This window comes from Salimicrobium salexigens (genome assembly GCF_900156705.1).
Lineage (GTDB): Bacteria > Bacillota > Bacilli > Bacillales > Halobacillaceae > Salimicrobium > Salimicrobium album.
In genome coordinates this window covers 208,715-230,245 of sequence record NZ_FTOK01000005.1, presented here as the reverse complement: position 1 = coordinate 230,245, position 21,531 = coordinate 208,715, and the positions used below count along the sequence as shown (strand labels likewise).

General features: G+C 47.1%; 23 protein-coding genes and 1 other annotated feature. Of the genes, 7 read left to right on the top strand and 16 right to left on the bottom strand.

The genetic code is table 11. From position 1 onward, the window contains the following. Window positions 1-27: 27 nt before the first annotated feature. The 6 genes from BW931_RS08105 to BW931_RS08080 all read right to left on the bottom strand — a co-directional run bounded on the left by BW931_RS08105 (window position 28) and on the right by BW931_RS08080 (window position 5,433). A complete protein-coding gene (locus BW931_RS08105) occupies window positions 28-786 on the bottom strand; it encodes an ABC transporter permease (RefSeq protein ID WP_008588490.1) in 759 nt (252 codons plus the stop codon). Beyond that, the gene (locus BW931_RS08100; RefSeq protein ID WP_008588488.1) at window positions 764-1,558 is read right to left on the bottom strand and encodes an ABC transporter ATP-binding protein; all 795 of its coding nucleotides are present in this window, start codon (window positions 1,556-1,558) and stop codon (window positions 764-766) included. The genes BW931_RS08105 and BW931_RS08100 overlap by 23 nt, the downstream gene beginning before the upstream one ends. A gap of 171 nt (window positions 1,559-1,729) precedes the next feature. After that, the gene (locus tag BW931_RS08095) at window positions 1,730-2,038 is read right to left on the bottom strand and encodes a hypothetical protein (RefSeq protein WP_084193885.1); all 309 of its coding nucleotides are present in this window, start codon (window positions 2,036-2,038) and stop codon (window positions 1,730-1,732) included. A gap of 68 nt (window positions 2,039-2,106) precedes the next feature. Beyond that, the gene (gene argH / locus BW931_RS08090) at window positions 2,107-3,483 is read right to left on the bottom strand and encodes an argininosuccinate lyase (RefSeq protein ID WP_008588484.1); all 1,377 of its coding nucleotides are present in this window, start codon (window positions 3,481-3,483) and stop codon (window positions 2,107-2,109) included. After that, window positions 3,476-4,699 (bottom strand): argininosuccinate synthase, encoded by a 1,224-nt coding sequence (locus tag BW931_RS08085; RefSeq protein ID WP_008588483.1) that lies wholly within the window; start codon window positions 4,697-4,699, stop codon window positions 3,476-3,478. The genes argH and BW931_RS08085 overlap by 8 nt, the downstream gene beginning before the upstream one ends. A gap of 69 nt (window positions 4,700-4,768) precedes the next feature. After that, window positions 4,769-4,997: a binding site (T-box leader), on the bottom strand. A gap of 151 nt (window positions 4,998-5,148) precedes the next feature. Beyond that, window positions 5,149-5,433 (bottom strand): GNAT family N-acetyltransferase, encoded by a 285-nt coding sequence (locus BW931_RS08080; protein WP_008588481.1) that lies wholly within the window; start codon window positions 5,431-5,433, stop codon window positions 5,149-5,151. Between the two features lie 297 nt (window positions 5,434-5,730). Between BW931_RS08080 and BW931_RS08075 the strand changes: the two genes are divergently transcribed. Both BW931_RS08075 and BW931_RS08070 read left to right on the top strand, forming a co-directional pair. After that, entirely contained in the window at window positions 5,731-5,871 is a 141-nt protein-coding gene (locus BW931_RS08075) for an anti-repressor SinI family protein (RefSeq protein WP_076571414.1), read from the top strand. Window positions 5,872-5,952: 81 nt separating this feature from the next. Further along, the gene (locus tag BW931_RS08070) at window positions 5,953-6,255 is read left to right on the top strand and encodes a hypothetical protein (protein WP_008588478.1); all 303 of its coding nucleotides are present in this window, start codon (window positions 5,953-5,955) and stop codon (window positions 6,253-6,255) included. 14 nt (window positions 6,256-6,269) lie between these two features. Here BW931_RS08070 and BW931_RS08065 read toward each other — a convergent pair whose 3' ends face one another. The 8 genes from BW931_RS08065 to BW931_RS08030 form a co-directional block, all read right to left on the bottom strand. After that, window positions 6,270-6,851 carry an anthranilate synthase component II gene (locus BW931_RS08065; protein WP_076571412.1) on the bottom strand — a complete coding sequence of 194 codons (582 nt, stop codon included), beginning with the start codon at window positions 6,849-6,851 and terminating at the stop codon, window positions 6,270-6,272. A gap of 36 nt (window positions 6,852-6,887) precedes the next feature. Next, window positions 6,888-7,694: a tryptophan synthase subunit alpha gene (gene trpA, locus BW931_RS08060; protein ID WP_008588473.1), complete on the bottom strand. Its 807-nt coding sequence runs from the start codon at window positions 7,692-7,694 to the stop codon at window positions 6,888-6,890. Further along, entirely contained in the window at window positions 7,691-8,878 is a 1,188-nt protein-coding gene (gene trpB, locus BW931_RS08055) for a tryptophan synthase subunit beta (RefSeq protein WP_008588471.1), read from the bottom strand. Before trpB ends, trpA begins: the two co-directional genes overlap by 4 nt. Then, window positions 8,853-9,512, bottom strand: a complete 660-nt coding sequence (locus BW931_RS08050) for a phosphoribosylanthranilate isomerase (RefSeq protein WP_076571410.1) — start codon at window positions 9,510-9,512, stop codon at window positions 8,853-8,855. Before BW931_RS08050 ends, trpB begins: the two co-directional genes overlap by 26 nt. Next, entirely contained in the window at window positions 9,512-10,267 is a 756-nt protein-coding gene (gene trpC / locus BW931_RS08045; protein WP_076571408.1) for an indole-3-glycerol phosphate synthase TrpC, read from the bottom strand. Before trpC ends, BW931_RS08050 begins: the two co-directional genes overlap by 1 nt. Next, entirely contained in the window at window positions 10,257-11,276 is a 1,020-nt protein-coding gene (trpD, locus tag BW931_RS08040; RefSeq protein ID WP_076571406.1) for an anthranilate phosphoribosyltransferase, read from the bottom strand. The genes trpC and trpD overlap by 11 nt, the downstream gene beginning before the upstream one ends. After that, on the bottom strand, window positions 11,273-12,760 hold the full coding sequence (gene trpE, locus BW931_RS08035) for an anthranilate synthase component I (RefSeq protein ID WP_076571404.1): 1,488 nt from the start codon (window positions 12,758-12,760) through the stop codon (window positions 11,273-11,275). Before trpE ends, trpD begins: the two co-directional genes overlap by 4 nt. Before the next feature lie 284 nt (window positions 12,761-13,044). After that, window positions 13,045-13,245 (bottom strand): hypothetical protein, encoded by a 201-nt coding sequence (locus BW931_RS08030; protein WP_008588461.1) that lies wholly within the window; start codon window positions 13,243-13,245, stop codon window positions 13,045-13,047. 147 nt (window positions 13,246-13,392) lie between these two features. On the opposite strand from BW931_RS08030, the gene bshB2 reads away from it, so the two are divergent. Together bshB2 and BW931_RS08020 are read left to right on the top strand one after the other, a co-directional pair. Next, window positions 13,393-14,079, top strand: a complete 687-nt coding sequence (gene bshB2, locus BW931_RS08025; RefSeq protein ID WP_076571403.1) for a bacillithiol biosynthesis deacetylase BshB2 — start codon at window positions 13,393-13,395, stop codon at window positions 14,077-14,079. 182 nt (window positions 14,080-14,261) lie between these two features. Beyond that, entirely contained in the window at window positions 14,262-15,011 is a 750-nt protein-coding gene (locus tag BW931_RS08020) for a FixH family protein (RefSeq protein ID WP_076571401.1), read from the top strand. Window positions 15,012-15,064: 53 nt separating this feature from the next. Here BW931_RS08020 and typA read toward each other — a convergent pair whose 3' ends face one another. Then, window positions 15,065-16,906 (bottom strand): translational GTPase TypA, encoded by a 1,842-nt coding sequence (gene typA, locus BW931_RS08015; RefSeq protein WP_008588455.1) that lies wholly within the window; start codon window positions 16,904-16,906, stop codon window positions 15,065-15,067. A gap of 115 nt (window positions 16,907-17,021) precedes the next feature. Between typA and BW931_RS08010 the strand changes: the two genes are divergently transcribed. From BW931_RS08010 to BW931_RS08000, 3 genes are all read left to right on the top strand, one after another. Next, window positions 17,022-17,933, top strand: a complete 912-nt coding sequence (locus BW931_RS08010; RefSeq protein WP_076571399.1) for an RluA family pseudouridine synthase — start codon at window positions 17,022-17,024, stop codon at window positions 17,931-17,933. 112 nt (window positions 17,934-18,045) lie between these two features. Beyond that, entirely contained in the window at window positions 18,046-18,999 is a 954-nt protein-coding gene (locus BW931_RS08005; protein WP_084193884.1) for a TIGR03571 family LLM class oxidoreductase, read from the top strand. Further along, window positions 18,996-19,703 carry a DUF5694 domain-containing protein gene (locus tag BW931_RS08000; protein WP_008588448.1) on the top strand — a complete coding sequence of 236 codons (708 nt, stop codon included), beginning with the start codon at window positions 18,996-18,998 and terminating at the stop codon, window positions 19,701-19,703. The genes BW931_RS08005 and BW931_RS08000 overlap by 4 nt, the downstream gene beginning before the upstream one ends. A gap of 41 nt (window positions 19,704-19,744) precedes the next feature. Here BW931_RS08000 and BW931_RS07995 read toward each other — a convergent pair whose 3' ends face one another. Further along, window positions 19,745-21,376, bottom strand: a complete 1,632-nt coding sequence (locus tag BW931_RS07995; RefSeq protein WP_076571397.1) for a BCCT family transporter — start codon at window positions 21,374-21,376, stop codon at window positions 19,745-19,747. Window positions 21,377-21,531: the final 155 nt, after the last annotated feature.

The following is a 21,531-nucleotide window of genomic DNA, read 5'->3' as shown; positions in this document are numbered from 1 at the left end:
TTTTTTTCAGGCAATAATTACAGTATTCTATAAAATTCCCCATCGTTTCATTACGTTTTTCTCCAGTTTCGAAAATACGAGCTGATCCACGACAGCCCCTATGACTCCGATGATAATGATAATCCCGATCACCTGATCCATCCTTGCATAGTCTTGAGCATAGCGGAGGGAATAACCGAGACCCGGACCGTTACTCAGCAATTCCCCGGCCATTAATGCCCTCCAGCTGAAAGCCCACGCAAGGCGCAGCCCCGACATAAAGTAAGGGACACTGGCCGGAATTTCCACCCGGAAAAACTGGGACACCCCGCTCACTCCCATCGTTCTTGCTGCACGTAATAAGTGCGGCGGTACGCTCCTGATTGCCGAGCGCACATTCAACGCCATTACGAACGTACCTCCAAGTACCACTACAAATACGACAGCAGCTTCCGAAAAACCGAAAATCATAATAGCGAGCGGAACCCATACGATACTCGGAATACTTTGAAGAGCTACAAGATACATCCCTGCCGTTTCATCCGCTTCTCTGGACTTGCCGAGGAGGACCCCGAGCACTGTCCCGAATAAAATGGCCAGAACCAGTCCCGAAAACAGGTGTCTGAAACTCGCACCGAGAGCTGTAACAAGATCACCATCGGCAAATCCTTCGTAGAGGGAGGAGACTACCGTAAGAGGAGAAGGAAATATTATATCTTCAAAAATGTTCAGGGCATAAATACCCTGCCAAATACCTGCAACGACAACTAGAAAAACGATCCGTTTAGTTATAAGAGACAGATTCATTATCCAGTTCCTCTTTCAGTACTTTGTCTATCTCTTTCTCGAGCAGTTCCATCACATGTTTTTCCCAACCGATAACATTCTCATCATCGCGTGCCCGCGGTCGTGGTACATCAATGCTGAAATCGGCAATAATCCTCCCCGGTCTCGTGCCCATTACAATCACCCTGTCCGACAGTTTGATCGCCTCCTGAATACTGTGAGTAACAAAAAGAATCGTTTTTCTCGTTTCTTCCCATATAGATAAAAGCTCTCTATGAAGAATGTGCCTCGTCTGTTCGTCAAGAGCACCGAAAGGCTCGTCCATCAAAAGAACTTTCGGGTCCATGGCAAGGGCCCTTGCAATAGCCACCCGCTGCTGCATGCCGCCGGAAAGTTCATATGTATATCTGGAACTGGAAGAACTGAGGTGCACCATTTTCAAAAAATGTTCGGCACGCGCTTCGGCTTCTTTTTTTGACCTTTTCTTCTTTAGGGGAAACATGACGTTCTCCCGGACAGTCAGCCATGGAAACAGCGACGGTTGCTGAAATACCATCCCTCTTTCCGGATCAGGACCTGTTATTTCTTGTCCCTCGAGTTTAATCGTCCCTTCGGAGGTATCCTCGAGTCCCGCCACCATCGATAATAGCGTTGACTTTCCGCAGCCGGACGGTCCGAGGATAGAAACGAACTGGTTATTTTCAATACTTATATTCACTCCCTTGAATACTTCAAACTCGTTTTCCGTTGCTTCGCCAAAGCGTTTTCCTGTGTCCTCAAACTCCAAAAACATGTACTCCCTCCCTTTTCAAAACCTACTTGTTTACTTAGCATTAAATTTTAAATAAAAACGCGACGTATGTCAACATTATTCCTATAAGTTTACTGTGTAATTAAAAAAACTCCACTAGCGGAGGCTTCTGCTCCGATAATGGAGATATTTCACTTAAATCACCACGGCCATCTATTCTTTTTTCATTGCTCCATGCTCTTGCAGCACTTTTAGTACTCCTTCGTGATCCTCCTCTTCGACTTCGAACTGAAAAAGGTGGGTAACTTCTTTTCCTTTATTTCCAAGTGCTTCGTTAAAAGTTTCCCCGTACTCCGCAACATCCGCCTGGAACCCTCCGGAAGTAAAAGGGATGACGCGCTCAAGTTTTGAATCCTGCGGTATCTCTTCGACTCTTTCTTTCTCCACCTTATACTTCTTAAGCGAAGTGAGGGCGCTTTCAGCATCATTTTCATTTGCAAAATACGCGATCACCTGTTTCATTATTCTCCTCCTGACTGCGTGACGTAGTATCCTCTTCCCTTTTCCCAATAATAGAACACTTGCCTTCCTTAAAAAGACAAATGTTCTTCAGCAGCTTTCAACTGTTCTCTCACCTGGTCAAATCCCGTGCCGCCCTCACTTTTTCTGGCTGCTATCACCTGATCAGGGGCCAGTTTTTCAAAAATATCCTCGTCGATCAGTTCCGAAAATTCTTTGAATTCTTCCAGTTTCAAATCAAGCAGATACTTCTCTTCCTGAATAGCGTACAGAACAATTTTACCGATGATTTCATGCGCTTCACGGAATGGCAGACCTTTTACCGCAAGATAATCCGCCATATCAGTGGCATTGGAATAATCACTTTTTACGGAACTGTCCGTTCTGTGCTTATTGACTTCCATCGTTTCAAGCATCGGGGCAAGAAGGGAGAGGGCACCCTCCAACGTCTCCACTGTATCGAACATCCCCTCTTTGTCTTCCTGCATATCTTTATTGTAAGCAAGAGGCAGACCCTTCAACAGTGTTAAAAGCCCCATCAGGTTTCCGTAAATTCTTCCTGTCTTCCCCCGCAGCAGCTCAGGGACGTCGGGGTTCTTCTTCTGCGGCATAATACTTGAACCGGTACAGAAAGCATCATCCAGTTCCACAAACCGGAATTCCTCGCTGCTCCACATTACCAGTTCCTCGGACAGCCGGGAGATATGCATGATCAATATAGAAGCGTCCGAAAGAAATTCAAGAATAAAGTCCCTGTCGCTCACTGCGTCGAGAGAATTCGGATACACCTTTTCGAAACCGAGAGCTTCCGCTGTCTCACGGCGATTGATCGGATACGTCGTTCCGGCCAGTGCCGCTGCCCCGAGAGGCGACCAGTTCACACGTTTCAGACTGTCCTGAAGTCTTTCTTTATCTCTTTCAAACATCCAGAAATAAGCAAGAATATGGTGGGCGAAAGAAATCGGCTGAGCCCGCTGCAGGTGAGTATACCCGGGGATCATCGTCTCCACATTCGATCCCGCCTGCCCGACGATCGCCTGCTGGACAGTCTCTACAAGTTCAATGAGTTTCTTCGTCTTCTCTCTCAGATACAGATGCATATCTGTAGCCACCTGGTCATTACGGCTCCGCCCCGTATGAAGTTTTCCGCCCACAGGACCTATTTCGTCAATAAGCATATGTTCGATATTCATATGGATATCTTCGTCAGCTACAGAATATTCAACTTCTCCCCTCTCTATTCTGGAGAGAATTTTATCCAGTCCCTCACCGATCTCCCGGGCTTCTTCCGTCGGGATTATCCCCTGATTTCCGAGCATACGCACGTGAGCCTTACTTCCTTCAATATCAAATGCCGCCAGCTTTTTATCAAAACTGATCGAGGCTGTATACTCCTCGACCAGTTCGTCCGTCTGCTTCGTGAATCTTCCGCCCCAAAGCTTACTCATCTACTGACACCAGATGTTTCTTCTTATTATGCACATCCGCATGCACTTTTGTAGGAAGCCCCCACAATTTGATAAAACCTACGGCAGCATTATGATCGAAAGCATCTTCTTTTGAATAGGTTGATAATTCTTCGTTATAAAGACTTACAGGGGACTGCTTACCGATGACCTGATGGTGCCCTTTGAACAGCTTGATTTTCACCGTTCCCGTCACAAACTGCTGAGTATCTTCCACAAACGCCTGCAGGGCTGTTCTGAGCGGAGAATACCAGAGCCCGTCATATACCACTTGAGCCAGTTGCTGTTCTACCTGGGGTTTGTAGTGAGCCACTTCCCTGGTAAGTGTAAGCGACTCCAGTTCTTTATGGGCGTTAATAAGAATCATGGCTGCCGGATTTTCGTACACTTCTCTCGACTTGATCCCCACCAGTCTGTTCTCTGTATGATCTATCCGCCCGACTCCATGCTCTCCTCCAAGAACATTCAGTTTCTCAATCATGTCGACGAGTCCGAGTGCTTCTCCGTTCAGACTCACAGGCTTTCCCTGTTCAAAGGAGATTTCGATCGTTTCAGGGGTATCCGGTGTGTCTTCCACCGGGTTTGTCCAGTCATATGCTGCTTCAGGTGCTTCCTGCCACGGATCTTCCAGAACCCCCGCTTCACAGGCTCTCCCCCAGATATTCGCGTCGATGGAGAAAGGATTTTCAAGGTTTACCGGAATAGGTATACCTTTCTCTTCTGCATAACCTATCTGCTCATCCCTCGTCATACCCCATTCTCTGACGGGGGCAATGACTTCCAATTCCGGATTCAGAGCCTGAATGGACAGCTCAAACCTGACCTGGTCGTTCCCTTTTCCGGTACATCCGTGTGCTACGGCTACTGCCCCTTCCTGCTCCGCTACTTCCACCAGCAGTTTGGAAATGAGAGGTCTCGATAAGGCGGAAGAGAGCGGATATTTCCCTTCGTAGAGCGTATTCGCTTTCAGCGCGGGCATTAAGTACTCTTCGGCGAGCAGTTCTTTCCCCTCTATCATGATCGCTTTAACTGCTCCGACATCGAGCGCTTTCTGTCTGATCGTCTCAAGATCCTTCCCCTCTCCGACATCGATACCGAGTGCAATTACGTCGTAACCATATTTTTCCTGAATCCATTTAACTGATATGGAAGTGTCCAGCCCTCCGGAATATGCAAGCACTACTTTAGGTTTAGCCATAAATATCTTCCTCCTTATAGTTATTTTCAATAATCGTTTGATCTGCAATAAGAAAAGTCCGCCTCTTCGTAAAGAGACGGACGTATATCCGCGGTACCACTCTCGTTGTCCTCACCTGTCTCTGACAGTAAAGGACCGGCTCGTCACGGGATAACGGGCAGGAACCCGGTTCCGGCTACTTATTTTCACCGGAACTTCTCCAAAGTGCGTTTCTTTCAGCTTCCGTACACCGGGCTCCCACCATCCGCCGGTTCGCTGGAGTCTTCGACTGAAATACTTACTTTTTCGCTGAATGTATTTTTACTATTATTTATTCATAATTATACATTTTTATTTAAACCTGTCAACACGCTGCCCTTATATTTTTATAATCAGCGGTTCATTAAGTATTTTTTCTTCTAAAACAGCGCTCCTGCCTGCGTGGCAAAAGCGCTGTTTTTACATGGGAGTCAGGAATTATGAATTCCAATGAATACATCATGATATTCTTCGTTATTCGTCAGGACATCGCGCGTGTAAGGACAGTGAGCGACGATTTTTTTATTTTCTTCTCTCGCATAGTTGACTACAGCTTCCACCAGCTGCTTTCCCGCCCCCTGGCCTCTCATCGATTCACCGACATACGTGTGATCGACTATAAGCTTATCATCTCCGAATTTCTCGAAATGGATGTAAGCTTCCGGATTGTCGCTGTCTCCTGCGAAAAAACGTTTATCATCCTGATACAGTTTCATGACCAACTACTCCTTTCGATTGTTTGTAGGAATAAATCGTTCTAGCTCCAAGATTCTCCTGTAAGAGAAAGCGCCTTTTGCGCCCCCCTTTTTCTACCGATAAAAGTGTTGTTTCTTATACATCACTGCTCCCTGCTGGTTAAATGTTTTGTATACACTATTAAGTATAAACCATTTCCTCTCTGCCAAAAACCAAAAAGAGAACAAAAGTTTTCTGATAAATACAAAAATTTGTGTTTATTTTATCAGATAAAAGCGTTATAATGAAGTCATCCTATAGAGTGGGGTGTGATTTGCTTGAATAAAAAACTTGATATGGAATGGGTGGAACTGATGCAGGAAGCCCGGAACCTCGGACTCTCACCGGAAGAAATCAGCAGATTTCTTAACACCGGCAGTCAGGAGGAATCACCTAAAAATATAACGGTGATCCAGTAATCTGACAATCAACAAGCACCCCCACTCTCCCTATACTAATTGCTGAAGGTCTCCTATAATAATTATCAGGAGGTTTTTTTTATGAACGAAAAAGACGAATGGATCATACAGAAATATAAAGAAGAAGAGAAAATGATGATTTTGCTGTTTGCCCAGTGGTGTGTCGACCACGGGGAAAACGCAGTAGAAGTTTATCAGACGGCTTACCCCTATCAGGAAGTCAGTCCTCTTTTGAAAGAGATGCTCAAAGACACGGTTCCTGCAAAAGAGTCGGAAGGAATTCAGGAGGAGCTTCTACTGGACGTCCTTTCCGCTTTCGGAAATGAGGAACTGGCGTTTACAGTGGCTGAAATCTCTTCTTCGCACGAAGAAAAGCGCCTCTGAAGCGAGGCGCTTTTTCACATTTTCACCGCGGTATACGCTTGAAGCATATTTCTGACTAATCGTTTCCCCTCCACGGTGCCAATTGATTCAGGGTGAAACTGGACCCCCTCAAGAGGATAGTCTCTGTGCCTGATTCCCATCACTGTCCCTTCGGAAGTGGCAGCCGTAACATCAAAACATGGCGGTAATGTCGGCAGGTCCACTATAAGAGAATGGTAGCGCATTGCGGTCAAAGGCGTCGACAGGCCTGCGAATACAGTGTGCCCGTCATGATCGATTTCGGAAGCTTTCCCATGCATCAGGCGGTCCGCACGAATTATCGAGCCCCCGAAGTAATAAGCAAGCGCCTGGTGACCGAGACACACTCCGAATATAGGGATTTCTTTATGAAATATTCGAATGATTTCCTGAGTACGGGGCATTTTTTCCGGAGATTGCGGTCCGGGCGAGAGAACTATAAGTTCAGGAGCCAGCTCCCTGATTTCCTGCGGCGATATCTCCTCGGGGCGACGAACCACCACTTCTGCTCCCAGTTCCCCGATGTATTGAACGAGATTATAAGTGAACGAATCATAATGGTCGATCATGTAGATCATCTCTGCTCTGCTCCTCTCTGCTAATTCTGAATACTGTTATCCTTTCACAAGTTTTCGCAATTCTTCCGAAAATTGTTCCAATCCTCTTTTTTCATCTGTATTTTTCTCTGTTTCCACACTGGCCTCAATCATCTTCACTATTTTACTTCCTATAATGTATCCGTCTGCATGTTTCTTCATCAGCTCCACCTGATCATACGAGGAGATGCCGAAGCCGACCGCCACAGGAACACTGCTGTATTCTTTCACTTTTTCTATAAAAGCAAGTGTTTCGGGCGCTATCTCTTTCCTCTCCCCCGTAACACCCAGGCTTGATACACAATAAAGAAAACCGCGGGCCTGCTCCGCTATTCTTTTGATTCTCGCTTCGGAAGTAGGAGCCACAAGCGAAATAAGTTCTATGTTCTTCTGCTTAGTACGCTCGTTCAGGTCTTCACTTTCTTCGAGGGGAAGATCCGGGATAAGCAGTCCTTCCACTCCATTTTGTTCAAGGGCTTCGATAAACTTATCGTGGCCGTATTGAAGTACGGGATTGTAGTACGTAAAGATGACGACCGGAATGGATACTCCCGCTTTTCTCAATGTCGGGACCATCTCCACTGCTTTTTTCAAAGACATCCCCGCATCAAGCGCCCGTTTGGCGGCTTTTTGAATGACCGGACCATCCGCCAGAGGATCGGAATACGGGACCCCAAGCTCCAGCACGTCCGCTCCTTCTTCCTGGAGGCGGAGGGCATATTGGACGGTTTTATCCGGATGGGGGTCACCTGCAACTATAAAAGGGATGAACAGGTCTTTCTCCCTGGTCAGCTTTCCCTGAAACATCGTCCTCTGTGTCATCATTGCAGTCCCTCCTCCGTAAAATGTTCCATAAGCGTCGCCATGTCTTTATCTCCCCGGCCGGAGACGTTGATAACGATAGTATCTTCCACGGACATCTCCTTCGCTTCCTTTATCGCCTGAGCGACTGCGTGAGCGGACTCGATCGCAGGAATGATACCTTCAGCCCGGGAAAGCTGCTTCACGGCTTCCAGAGCTTCTTCATCGGTGACCGATTCATACCGGACCCGCTTCGTTCTGAAAAGATTTGCATGCTCCGGACCGATCCCCGGATAGTCGAGTCCTGCTGAAATGGAATACGGCTCTGTAATCTGTCCATTCTCATCCTGCATCAGATAGGTGAGAGACCCGTGAATCACTCCGGGTGTTCCTTTTGTAAGAGTGGCCGCGTGTTCCGCAGTATTTATCCCTTTTCCGGCAGCTTCGATACCGATAAGCTCTACATCTTCTTCCAGATACGGATAAAACATACCGATGGCGTTACTTCCACCGCCGACACATGCATAAATCCTGTCAGCTTTCCGTGTCATCTGCTCTTTTGTCTCATCACCGATAATACGCTGGAAGTTCCTCACCATTCTCGGATAAGGGTGGGGCCCGACGACGGAACCGATCAGGTAGAAATGGTCGTCACAGTTCGCTACCCAGTAGCGGATCGCTTCGTTTGTAGCGTCTTTTAATGTACCGTTCCCGCTTGAAACAGGAACCACTTCCGCACCAAGAAGTTTCATCCGGAACACGTTCAGTTCCTGTCTCCGGGTATCCTCTTCTCCCATAAATACTTTGCAGGTAAGCCCGAGCTTTGCCGCTACGGTCGCGGAGGCGACACCGTGCTGTCCTGCTCCGGTCTCGGCTATGATTTTATCTTTACCCATACGTTTGGCCAGAAGGGCCTGACCGAGAGCGTTATTCAATTTATGTGCTCCTGTGTGAAGCAGGTCTTCCCGCTTCAGGTAAATATGGGCTCCTCCCAGTTCAGCGGTCAGTTTATCAGCATACGTCAGTGGAGTCGGACGGCCGGCATATTCTTTCAGATCGTTTTCATACTGTTTCAGGAAAGTCTCGTCTTCCATCGCTTCATCAAGCGCGGATTCCAGTTCCTCCAGTGGTGCCATCAGCGTTTCCGGTACGTATTTTCCACCGAAGTCACCGAATCTCCCCTTATGATTTGGCAAATTTGTAAGCATGACCCGTCACCTCTTTCGTAATTACCTGGATTTTATGAAAATCTTTCCGACCCTCTGTTTCAATTCCGCTTGAAATATCTACGCCTTCCGGAGAGTAGGTCATCAATTCCTTAATGTTTTCGGGAGTAATACCTCCCGCCATCAGACACGGTACGTTCTGCCTGTTCGCTTCCTGCTGGTAAGCAGGAATAGCTTCCCAGTCAAAGCTGACACCTGTGCCGCCGTAAGCTCCCTTCACTTTGGAATCCACAACGAAGCCCTCAGCCACCCCGCTGAACAGCTTCATCGTCGCCAGACCATCCTTCTGGTGAGGGATAGCTTTCCATACGGGCATAGGGAAAGTTTCCTTGATTTTCAGGAGTTCCGAAACCGTCTCGTTACCGTGGAGTTGTATAACATCGAGAGGTACAAACCTCAGCACTTCATCAATTTCATCTACAGTCGGATTAACGAATACACCTACCAGCTTCTGAGCAGGTCTGATACGTTTAATCCAGCTGCCTGCTTTCTCGGGAAGAACGTATCTTCCCGCAGCCTTCACAAAGATAAAACCTAAATGGGTAGCAGGCGAAAACGCGCCTTTTTCCACGTCAGCCTCACGCTGGTTTCCGCAAAGTTTAATAAGTGGTTCCATTAGTTCTCCTCCTTCAGCAGCTGTCGTACCGCTTCTTCCACATCTGACTGCCTCATTAATGACTCACCCACAAGAACCGCTCCCGCTCCGGCTTTCTTTACCTCGGCTACATGCTCGCTCGTATAGATTCCACTTTCGGATATGAGAAAACAGTTTTCGGGCACCGAATCGGCAATAGTAGCTGTGTGGGTAAGGCTCGTGTTGAAAGTATTCAAATCACGATTGTTGATACCGAGTACTGCAGGCGTGAAAACCTCCAGAATTCTGTGCAGCGTTTTTAAAGCATGCACTTCGACCAGCACTTCCATGCCGAGACTGTACGCTTCATCATACAGCTTTTTCAACTGTTCCACATCCAGCGCTTCACCGATCAGCAGGATAGCATCCGCCCCTAATCGGCGGCTCTCCTGAACCTGGAGGGAGTCGATGATGAAATCCTTTCTCATTACGGGCAGGGAAACGTGCTGTTTAATCGCTGTGAGATATTCAGGATTTCCCTGAAAAAAGGTTTGGTCGGTCAATACGGATATAGCCTGGGCTCCGCCTGCTTCGTAGGCTTTCGCTATAGCCACAGGGTCAAAATCTTCGCGTATAAGTCCTTTGGAAGGAGACGCTTTTTTTACTTCGGCTATAAGTCCGATCGATCCTTCCTTCTTCAGAGAATCAGCGAACGGCACACACGGTTCTCCCTCACGTTCCGGAAGGGTGAGTCTGCTGATTTCTTCTCTTTTCACTTCCAGAATCTTATTCAGCATAACTGCTCTCCCCTTCTGTCAAGCGTTCATAGTACTGTTCAACTTTTCGACCGGCGATCGCTTCCTTCACCTGTGTTACCCCGTCGGCGATGGTTTCAGCACCTCCGGCTACGTAAACGCCGGCACCGGCATTCATTACGGCAATAGCCTGAGCGGCTTCCGGAGCAGAACCTTTCAGCACGTTCCGGATTAAAGCGGCACTTTCATCCGAGGATGAGATCTGAACATCTTCAATCGGAAAAGTACTGTAACCGAAATCCGCGGGATGGACTGTGAATCTGGTTATTTCGTTATTTTTAAGTTCCACTACGTCCGTCGTACCGGTAATAGTAATCTCATCCAGACCATCCTGTCCTGTTACGAACAGTACGTGTTCCGACCCTAATTGTCTAAGAGCCTCCGCCATCTTTTCGGCATACTCCGTGTCATACACACCTATCAGCTGTCTCTTCGCGTTTGCAGGGTTGCTCATCGGGCCGAGCAGATTGAATACCGTGCGGAATCCCAGTTCTTCCCGGGCTTTTGCTGCATGCTTCATCGCAGGATGATAAACCGGGGCGTACAGAAACGTCAGACCTTGAGCCCGGATCGTTTCCGCTCCCTCATCCGGAGTGGAGTCCACCCGGATACCGAGAGTTTCTATAACATCTGCGCTTCCGCTCGTGGAAGAAACTTTACGATTTCCATGTTTCGCGACTTTAACCCCCATTCCAGCCAGTATAATCGAGACGGCAGTCGAAATATTGTAGGTAGAGGCGCCATCGCCCCCCGTACCGCACGTATCCACGACATCGGAGTCGGACATCGGAAATTCTTTCATGTGTTCTCTCATCGCTTTGACAAATCCTGTGATTTCACTTGAGGTTTCCCCGCGATATTTCATAAGGCTGAGAAGACCGGCCAGCTGAGCCGTGGTCACTTCCCCGTTCATTATCGAATGCATCAGCTCATAAGCTTCATGTTCAGAAAAAACTTTACCTTCCAGGGTGTCATTTAAAAATTTGTTCATTTCTTCTCCGCTCCTTCTCTTCTCGTCTCAAATGCCTGCTCTGCTACAGCCAGCGCATATTTCAACGCACTCGCTTTCTTCACTGTTTCCTCATACTCCCCTTCAGGATCCGAATCGGCCACGACTCCGGCTCCGGCCTGGATAAAGACCTGCTGACCGATTTTCGTCATCGTCCGGATGGCAATACAGGAGTCCAGGTCTCCGTCAAGACCCAGATATACCACTCCACCCCCATACACGTGCCGGGGAGAAGGTTCCAGTTCACGCAGGATCTGCATTGCTCTTACTTTCGGCGCTCCTGAAAGTGTCCCTGCCGGAAATGCGGCTGTTAAAGCATCGATAGAGGAAATATCCTCCCTTATCTCTCCTGTAACTTTACTGATGATATGCATTACTTTTGCAAAAAGTCCGATCGTCATATAGTCATGGACGTCCACTGTTCCGTATTTAGCTACCCGTCCGACATCATTCCTGGCAAGATCCACGAGCATACGGTGTTCTGCCTGCTCTTTCTCGTCCGCCAGAAGTTCGGCCGCCAGCTCTTTATCCTCCTCTTCCGTTTCGCCTCGCTTTCTCGTCCCGGCGATAGGATGGATTTCCAGCTGTCCTTTTTCTACACGCAGTAACCTTTCCGGTGAACTTCCTATTATTTCCATGTGAGGGAAGTTCAAATAAAACATATACGGGGAAGGGTTCACTTTTCTGAGGACCCGGTACAGTTCAAAGCCCGAACGTGTCGTTTCAGCCTGGAAACGCTGGGAAAGCACTGCCTGAAATATATCGCCCGCTTCAATATACTCCTTGATAGTACGTACACTTTCGAGGTAACTGTTTTTGGTGAAATTACTTGTCAGAGTCATTTCCACCGGACGGATGTTTTCATCAATAAGGAAGTCCGGAAACACACTTCCTTTCACAATCGACCGTTTCACCTCATTAATGCGTTCGCAGGTGTTTCGATAAGAAGATTCAGGGAACTTCCCGTCCGCAAAAGAAATGATCGTCGTTTTTTCGGTACGGTGTTCATGAGCAATAATGGTGCGACAGAACACAAAATGATAGTTTTCCTGATCTTCATTAACGGGAGGCACAGGTTCAAAATCAGAAACTGCATCGTAGGATATATACCCTACGCACCCTCCCTTGAACGGAAGAGGCGTCTTCGGAATCTTGATCTGAAGAAATTCATAAAGACCTTCATACGCTTCTTCAAGCGATGTGTATGCGGAAGTTTCTTCCGTTTCCAGAGTTTTTACAAAAAATCGCCCTTCTTCCTGAAAAATAGTATAGGCGGGGTCGAGGCCTATAAAGGAGTAGTTGGACCACTCCGACTCCCTGTCTCCACTTTCAAGCATGTAGACCGCTTCTTTTTCAAGAGCCGCAAACATGTGAATCGGAGTGATAGTGTCTGTTGTAAATGTCTCCATCACAGGAATAGTAAGATAATGATCAGAATCTTTTCGGAAGGATTCATAAGTAGTCAAGTGGCTCACCTCTCCATAGTTGCAGAATGGAGAATGAGATTATGAAGAATGTAAGAGAGTGGTGGTGCAGGGGATATGACGCAGCCCTCAGACAGCTCCTTACGTCCGTCTTTATCTGCGTTCTCTCGGCTCACCTGAATTCTCAGCTCAACTGCTCTCATTCTCGACTTTATAATGTAACTTTCGAATAGTTTATAAAATTCAGAACTGAAAGTCAACCTTATAGGCAGGTTTCTCTCTGTTCTTCAGGATACGTCACTTCACCAGAACCTATAATCACCACGTCAGGGCGTCGGTTCTTCATCACGTTCCACTTCCACGGTTTTAAGATTACCTACTTCATCAAAATCAATATAGAGAAATTCTCCGGGCACCGCAAAAGCTTCCAGCCTTTCACGAAGTACCAGCAGCTCATCAGTTTCTTCCCTCTCCTGAACGAGGACGGCGAATTCCTGCTGGAATCGGGCAAGTTTGTAACGGTTCATTGTACCGCTCCTTCCTTTTTTCTGAAAATACCCTTTTATTTCGAAATCTAAACAAGCATACTTTCTCCAAAGAATCCTTTTAAGCAGATGAATTTATATTTCTTTAAACTTCTATCATAATGAATATAGCTAAAGGAGGAAGTCTGTATGCTTAGGAACGAAAATCACGTATTAGTTATTTTTCCACATCCGGACGATGAGGCATTCGGAGTAAGTGGCACTATATCCTCGTATATTAACCAGGGGGTTCCGGTCACCTACGCATGTCTCACATTGGGAGAAATGGGAAGGAATCTCGGAAATCCGGCGTTCGCCACGAGAGAATCCCTTCCTGAAATAAGAAAAAAAGAACTGCAGAAAGCAGCGGAAGAAATGGGACTCAGAGACCTGCGTATGATGGGATACCGGGATAAAACACTAGAGTTCGAAGATGATGATAAGCTCCAGCGTCTGGTGGAAGATCTTCTGGAAGAACTGGAACCTTCCCTCGTCATAAGTTTCTACCCGGGGTATGCTGTACACCCTGATCACGAGGCGACAGCCCGTGCTGTTGTCCGTGCCTTACGGAACATCAAAGAAGAAGAACGCCCTGCTTTTTATGCTCTCGCTTTTGCGAACGATACGGAGGAAAATCTCGGGCAGCCGGATGTGTCTCACGATATTTCGGAAGTCCAGGAAAAGAAACTGAGAACACTGAAAGCGCACGACTCCCAGACATCGCAGCTCCTGAGCGATCTCGAAGCAGGAGTAAGAAGCGGGAATCCGGAAGCTATGAAATGGGTGACCCGAGAACAATTCTATTCATACAACTGGAAAGAAGACAACGTAGACTGACCCTCATTTTCAGGGTCAGTCTTTTTGCATACACGGGTGCAGTGTTTCCGGATTTCCGGATCTCCTGCTCCCCCGCCCCCCGGCCGGCATGGAATGAAAAAATATTTTAGGGAATGTTCACAGACGAAGTCCTGAAACCATGATATGCTGAAGGAAACACATAATAAAGGAGTATTACCCATATGAAAAAAGCAATCCCGTTCTTATTACTAATAATCACTCTTGCTGCCTGTGGTTCGGCATCTTCCGAGAAAGAATCCACGGATTCAGAGAAAAAGGAGGATGAAATGGCTGCCGCTCCTGTAGAGGTGGAGGTCAGCTTTGAACCTCACCCCCTCACGGCCGCGGAGAATGCAGATATTACCGCTACAGTGACCCAAAATGCGGAGCCGGTCAATGATGCCGAATACGTGGAGTTTGAAATATGGAAAACGGACCAGGGACAGGAGTCATCCGAAACGATTCAGGCCGTACAGTCGGAAGAAGGAAAATACACTACCCAGTACAGTTTCTCTGAAGCCGGCTCCTACCAGGTTATCGCCCATACACAGGCCCGGGGACTTCACACCATGCCTCAGAATGAAGTTACGGTGGAAGGCGCAGATGGACAGACTTCCGAAGATGGTAGCCACAGTCATGCATCCTCCCCTTTCGAAGTAACGCTTGAAAAATCCCAAAATGATGAAGGAACCGTATTAAAGACGACAATCAATAAAGACGGGGTTCCTTTCGAAAAAGGAGAGATCACTTATGAGATCTCGAGCCCGGAATCAGAGAAGCATGAATATGTGGATGCAGAAGAAACAGAACCGGGAGTTTACAGGGCCCGGCATTCCTTTCCTTCCAAAGGCACCTACACAGTGGCAGTCCATATAGAAAAGCCTTCCGAAGAGATTCATCAGCACCAGGAAAAGAAAGTCACGATCCAGTAGTTATTTACCACAAAAAAACCGGAGACTCCTCGTCTCCGGCTTTTTCTGTTCTTCTATTCTTCAGCGTTCTGTAACTTATTCCTTTTAGCGGCACGGTCGCGTTCACCTTTGTTAAGGACTTTCTTACGAAGACGAACGTTTTCAGGCGTTACTTCGCAATACTCATCGTCATCCAGATACTGAATCGCTTCTTCAAGCGTAAGGTCACGAGTCTTCTTAATAGTGTTCGTCGTGTCCTTCGTAGCTGAACGTACGTTAGTCAGGTGTTTCTCTTTTGTAATGTTTACGGTCAGATCGTTTTCCCGGACGTGTTCTCCGACAATCATTCCTTCATAAACATCCGTACCAGGGTCGACGAAAATTGTACCTCTGTCTTCAAGGTTCATAATTCCGTACGTTGTAGCCTTCCCTTTTTCCTGGGAAACAAGTACCCCGCTGCGGCGTCCGCCGACATTACCTTTCTGTAATGGAGCGTATCCGTCAAATGTATGGTTCAGAATACCATACCCGCGTGTCTGGCTCATGAATTCTGTGGAATAACCGATCAGTCCACGGGAAGGTACGAGAAACTCAAGACGTACCTGGCCGTTACCATCGTTGACCATGTCTTTCATTTCACCTTTCCGTGTACCGAGTGATTCCATGACGGCACCCTGATACTCTTCGGGTGTATCCACCTGGACACGTTCCATCGGTTCACACTTCACTCCGTCGATTTCCTTGATGATTACTTTAGGTTTGGACAGTTGCAGTTCGAAACCTTCACGGCGCATATTTTCCACCAGAATGGAAAGGTGCAGCTCTCCACGTCCGGATACGGTAAAGGCATCCGGGGAAGAAGTAGGTTCCACACGCAGACTTACGTCTGTTTCCAGCTGAGTAAGAAGACGCTCCTCGATTTGACGGGAAGTCACAAATTTACCTTCCCTGCCTGCGAATGGACTGTTGTTTACAAGGAAAGTCATTTGCAGTGTCGGCTCATCGATACGCGGAATCTCCATGGCTTTCTGGTTATCTTTGGCCGTTACCGTTTCACCGACGTTAATGTCCTCAAGGCCGGCAAGTGCGATAATATCGCCGGCTTTCGCTTCAGTTATCTCCACCCGTTTCAGACCGATAAAGCCGAACAGTTTGGAGATACGGAAGTTCTTCACGGAGCCGTCTTTCTTCATAAGGGAAACGTTGTCTCCCACTTTCAGTGTTCCCTGAAAGACACGGCCTACTCCGATCCGTCCGAGATAATCGTTGTAATCCAGAAGCGTTACCTGGAATTGCAACGATTCATCCCGGTTGTCGATCGGTGCAGGAATATTATTCATGATAAGGTTGAAGATCGGTTCCATCGTCTCTTCCTGATCATCTTCCCCTTCTCCGGAAGTACCGTTCAGGGCAGAAGCTGTGACGACAGGGAATTCAAGCTGCTCATCGTCTGCACCCAGTTCGATGAAAAGATCGAGCACTTCGTCGATGACTTCCTGAGGACGGGCATTCGGACGGTCGATTTTATTCAGTACTACTACAGGCGTAAGCTTTTGTTCAAGTGCTTTTTTCAGAACAAAGCGTGTCTGCGGCATACACCCTTCATAAGCATCGACGACGAGAAGAACGCCATCCACCATTTTCAGAATACGTTCAACTTCCCCGCCGAAATCAGCGTGTCCTGGCGTGTCCAGGATGTTGATTCTTGAATCTCCATATTGAACAGCGGTGTTTTTGGACAGAATCGTAATTCCGCGTTCTTTTTCCAGATCGTTGGAGTCCATGGCTCTTTCACTTACATTTTCGTTGTCACGAAATGTTCCAGAATAACGTAACAATTGGTCTACTAACGTCGTTTTTCCGTGGTCGACGTGTGCAATAATAGCAATATTGCGAATATCATCTCTAAGTTGCACGGTGAAAACACCTCTTTCTACTCGTTTCATTTTTTAACCTACCTATTATAACATAGTGTAGACATAGTTCAACAACATGATTACAATAGATTCACAGAAAAGGGGGGAGAAGTCTATGGAACGACATGGTGAATGGCTACATATGACCGTACCCGAAAATTGGTCCGGAATAACAATAGCTAACGTAATGAAGAATAAATGGAAGGTGCCGAGAAAACTGAGACACGATTTCCGCTCCAACGAAAAAGTGTTGCTGAACGGCAGTCCTCCCCACTGGAAAACTGCTCCTGTGCGGTCCGGAGACATACTTTCCTTAAATTTTTTTCAACACGAAGACTTTACCCTTCCTGAATTCGAAATGGAGCTGGATGTCCTTTACGAAGACGACCACGTACTGGTCGTAAACAAACCGGCGGGAATGTTCACCCATCCAAATGGAGCTGCTGATATCCAGCAGACGCTATGGAATGGCATAGCCTTTTACTGCAGAAAACAACAATTACCCGTCTTACCTAAATATATTCACCGGCTCGACCGTCACACCTCCGGAGCCGTACTTTTTGGAAAGCACGCTCTGGCCACGGCGATACTGGGAGATATGATGAAAAACAGACGAATCAGCCGTGCATATGCAGCTAAAGTACACGGCCTTGTGGAAAATGACAACGGGCGTGTAGAGGTGCCGATTGCAAAAGACCCCGCTCATCCTGTGAAAAGAATGGTCGATGAAGACGGGCAGCCCGCCATTACTAATTATCACGTTGTACAGCGGGGACAGGATTATACACTTCTCAGTCTGAAACTGGACTCGGGCCGCACTCATCAGATCCGTGTGCATCTGAGTCACCTGGGGCATCCGCTCCTTGGAGATGATCTTTATGGAGGACAGGGCGATGTACTTGGACGCCAGTCTCTGCATGCAGCCGCTTTGTCTTTCCCCCACCCTTTCACGGGAGAAATAATCACGTGTGCCGCTTCGTCCGAGACGACGCCTTTTTTCACAGAAGAAGAGTTACGCTCTTTCTGAATCGCAATATTGGGAAATTGCCTCGCCCTTTCTCTATACTGGGAAGAAAGCTATATCTTTACTTGTCTGCACAATCAGCCATACTTAATTTTTTGGAAAGGGGAGAATACTGTTGAAAGAGCATAAAGGATTCACTTCTATGTTTCAGAAAAGAAAACTTACGCTTGGGCTGAATATTCCTATAGAGGCTCACGGGAAAGAGGTACCCATACTTGATCGGCAGGTGGAGCGGGCACAACTGGCAGAAGAAGCCGGATTTTCCTGCTTATGGTTTCAGGACGTCGTACTTGAAGACCCCACGTTTGAAGATCCTGCCACCGGTCAGATTTTCGACAGTCTGATTTACCTCACTTATCTCGGAGCACACACAAAGTCGATAAATCTAGGTACTGCAGCAGTAGTAACGCCGTTACGTCATCCGCTCCGCCTTGCCAAGGAAGCTGCGAGTATAGAACGGCTTTTCCCGGAGAGACTAATACTCGGTATCTCTTCCGGAGACCGGCGTAAGGATTTCGAAGGGCTGAACGTCCCGATTATGGAGAGAGGACGCCTGTTCCGGGAATCTTTCGACTTCTTCAAAAGAGCGATAAGCGAAGAATACCCGGCACTCGAATCCCCCATGGGCAAACTCGATAAATCCAACCTTGTCCCGAAACCGTCTTCTCCCATACCTTTGCTCATGACCGGCTACTGTCAGCAGACGTTTGACTGGATTGCGGAAAATGGGGATGGGTGGATGTTTTACCCGCAAGCTCCCGAAAAACAGAAGGAGATGGTAGCATCCTACAGAGAGAAAGCAGCAGAGTTCCACGAAGATGAATTCCATCCATTTATTATGCCGCTTCCTGTGCAGCTGGAGGAAAACGAAGATGCCCCCCTTTCGAAGATTCCGGCAGGATACCGCGGTGGACGGAGAGCGATCGTTGATATTTTGAAAGAGTACAGGGAAATCGGAGTGAATCACATTATGTTCAACCTGGCCAAAAGTGAGCGGCCTGTAGAAGAAGTGATTCACGAATTTAAAGAATATATTATACCTGCTATTGAGGAGGAAAATTTCTCATGAGTCGTCTTTTACTGATAGCAGTACCTAACTTTTCAGTTCATCCCGACCTCGTCCAGGAGGAGAAAATTTCGTCTATTGCGGAGTCTTTCGCTTCATTTGAACCGACTGCGATAGCTATCGAGAAAAATTACTATGTGGAAGAGGAAGTCAACAAAAATCTCGATTCTTATCTCAGGGAAGAATTCATTCTTACTTATGATGCACTGGAGCAGTTCTCTTTCCGCACGGCAGAACAGGCAGGGCTTGCCGTCCTCTATATGGTTGATGAAATCGTGAATATGTCCGACCCTTCCCTCGATCAGGTATTTACCTGGGTGGAAGAGTATCAGCCGTCTTTGTTGAAGGAAATCATATCCATTAAACAAAAAGCGGACGCTTTTCGAACGTACGATGATATCCAGGGGGTTTTGGAACAGATAAACAGCGATACCTACATCACTCTCATTCAACACCTGCACGCCTCCATAAATATTGCAGGGGATCGGTATCACCAGGTCGGAACGGCCTGGCTGAAACAATATTTTGAAAAGAATCTGGCGATTGCCGCCAATTTGGAAAGAATGATCCGGCACGAAGAGCGGATCATTGCATTTGTAAGCGAGGAAACACTCCCCTTACTGAAAAATCTTTTAAAAAACAGCAATCGTATTACGCTGGAGCACCCCGACTCCTACTTAACCCGTCACAATTCTTCGAACGAATAAAAAGCCGCCTCTTCCTAGCTGGAAGAGGCGGCTTGATGTTTCTATTTTTGATCCTTTTGATTCTTTTGATCATCTTTGAAGACCTGGGAAGCGGCACGACGCTTGCCTTCTTTTTTCCAACGTTTAATATGAATCGTCGGTGATTCATAATCATCTTCTGATCTGATATCCGCGCTGGAAGCTTTCATGAACGACCAGGCAAGCAGGAACATTATGAAGATGAGCGGAAAACCACCTACGATACTGGCCGTCTGCAGTGTACCGAGTCCCCCGAGGAAAAGAAGAACAAGAGGCATCAGACACAGGGCAAAAGCCCAGAACAAACGGTTCCATCTTTCCGGTTCTCCTTCGATCTCTTTCTGAACGACAGAAGCAAGAATATAGGAAGAGGAATCGAATGTGGTTGCAAGAAAGATGATTGCCAGCACAGTGAATACAAACACCATAAAAGGAGCAAACGGCAGCTGGGCAATAATTTCAATGATGGTTGCCGGAGCACCGTTGGCCTCCAGGAAGGAGATTGCATCGAACTGACCGGTAAGCTGCAGATAAAGTCCGAAGTTCCCCATGATACCGAAGAAAAGGATACTTCCGAGACTTCCGTATACAATCGTACCGAAAATCATTTCGCGAATCGTCCGGCCTCTTGAAATCCTGGCAACAAACAGACCGACGAACGGAGCGTAAACGAGCCACCACGCCCAGTAGAAAACGGTCCACGCTTCAGGGAAACCGGTTTCTTCAAATTGTCCAAGATTTCCAAATGGTTCCATCCAGGTAGCCATTTTGAAGAAATTATCCAAAAGGATCCCGACGGCGTTGAATGTCGTTTCCAAAATGAACCGTGTCGGTCCTACAGCTAATATAAAGGCGAGTATAAATATGACCAGCCATATATTGATGTCACTAAGCACCTTAATCCCGTTTCTCAGTCCCGAATAGGAACTGACGGCGAATATTCCGGTGGCTACAAGCATAATGACAGCCTGCATTCCGAGAGTGACGGGAATGCCGGTCAAATAATTGACCCCCTGGGCAATCATCGGTGTACCGAGAGCGAGAGTCGTTCCGGCACCGCCCATCAGACCGAACATAAATAACACATCTATGATATTCCCGACAGGGCCGTCCACCCATTTTCCGAGGACCGGACGTACTGCTTCACTTACTTTAAGTACAGGTTTTCGTCTTACGTAAAAGAAATATGATATAGGAAGTGCGGGTAAGGTGTAAATCGCCCAGGCGATTGGACCCCAGTGGAAAATCCCGTAAGCGGTAGACCACTGTATCGCTTCTTTCGATTCCGGCGCTATGCCAAAAGGAGGTCCCTGGTAATAGTATACCCACTCTATGACACCCCAGTACAGAATACTTGAGCCGATACCGGCGGCGAATAGCATGGCCGCCCAGGAGAACGTATTGAACTCCGCTTTTTCTCCTTCTTCGCCAAGTTTTACATGACCATTCTTACTGAATGCTACAAATACGAGGAATGCAAAAACTGCCAGCCCCATGGCCATATAAAGAAACCCGAATTTATCGGTCATAAAATCGTTCGCTTGCCCTACCAGTTCTTTACCTGCTTCCGGAAATAAAATGAGCGGAACAGTTACAAGCAGTAGAAGAGCCAGTGCCCCAAAAAATGTGGGCCAATCCATAATCCGTTTATTCATTTTCTCCATCCTTTCCAAAAGCTTGTGTTGTTTCATTGCTGTGTACGGTTTAGTATTGTAACAAAGCCTTAAAATAAGTCAAAGGGAATTCATTACTTTTCGACCATATTATGGTTAATTTCACACAGTTTAAAAATATTAAAAAAAGGGAATGA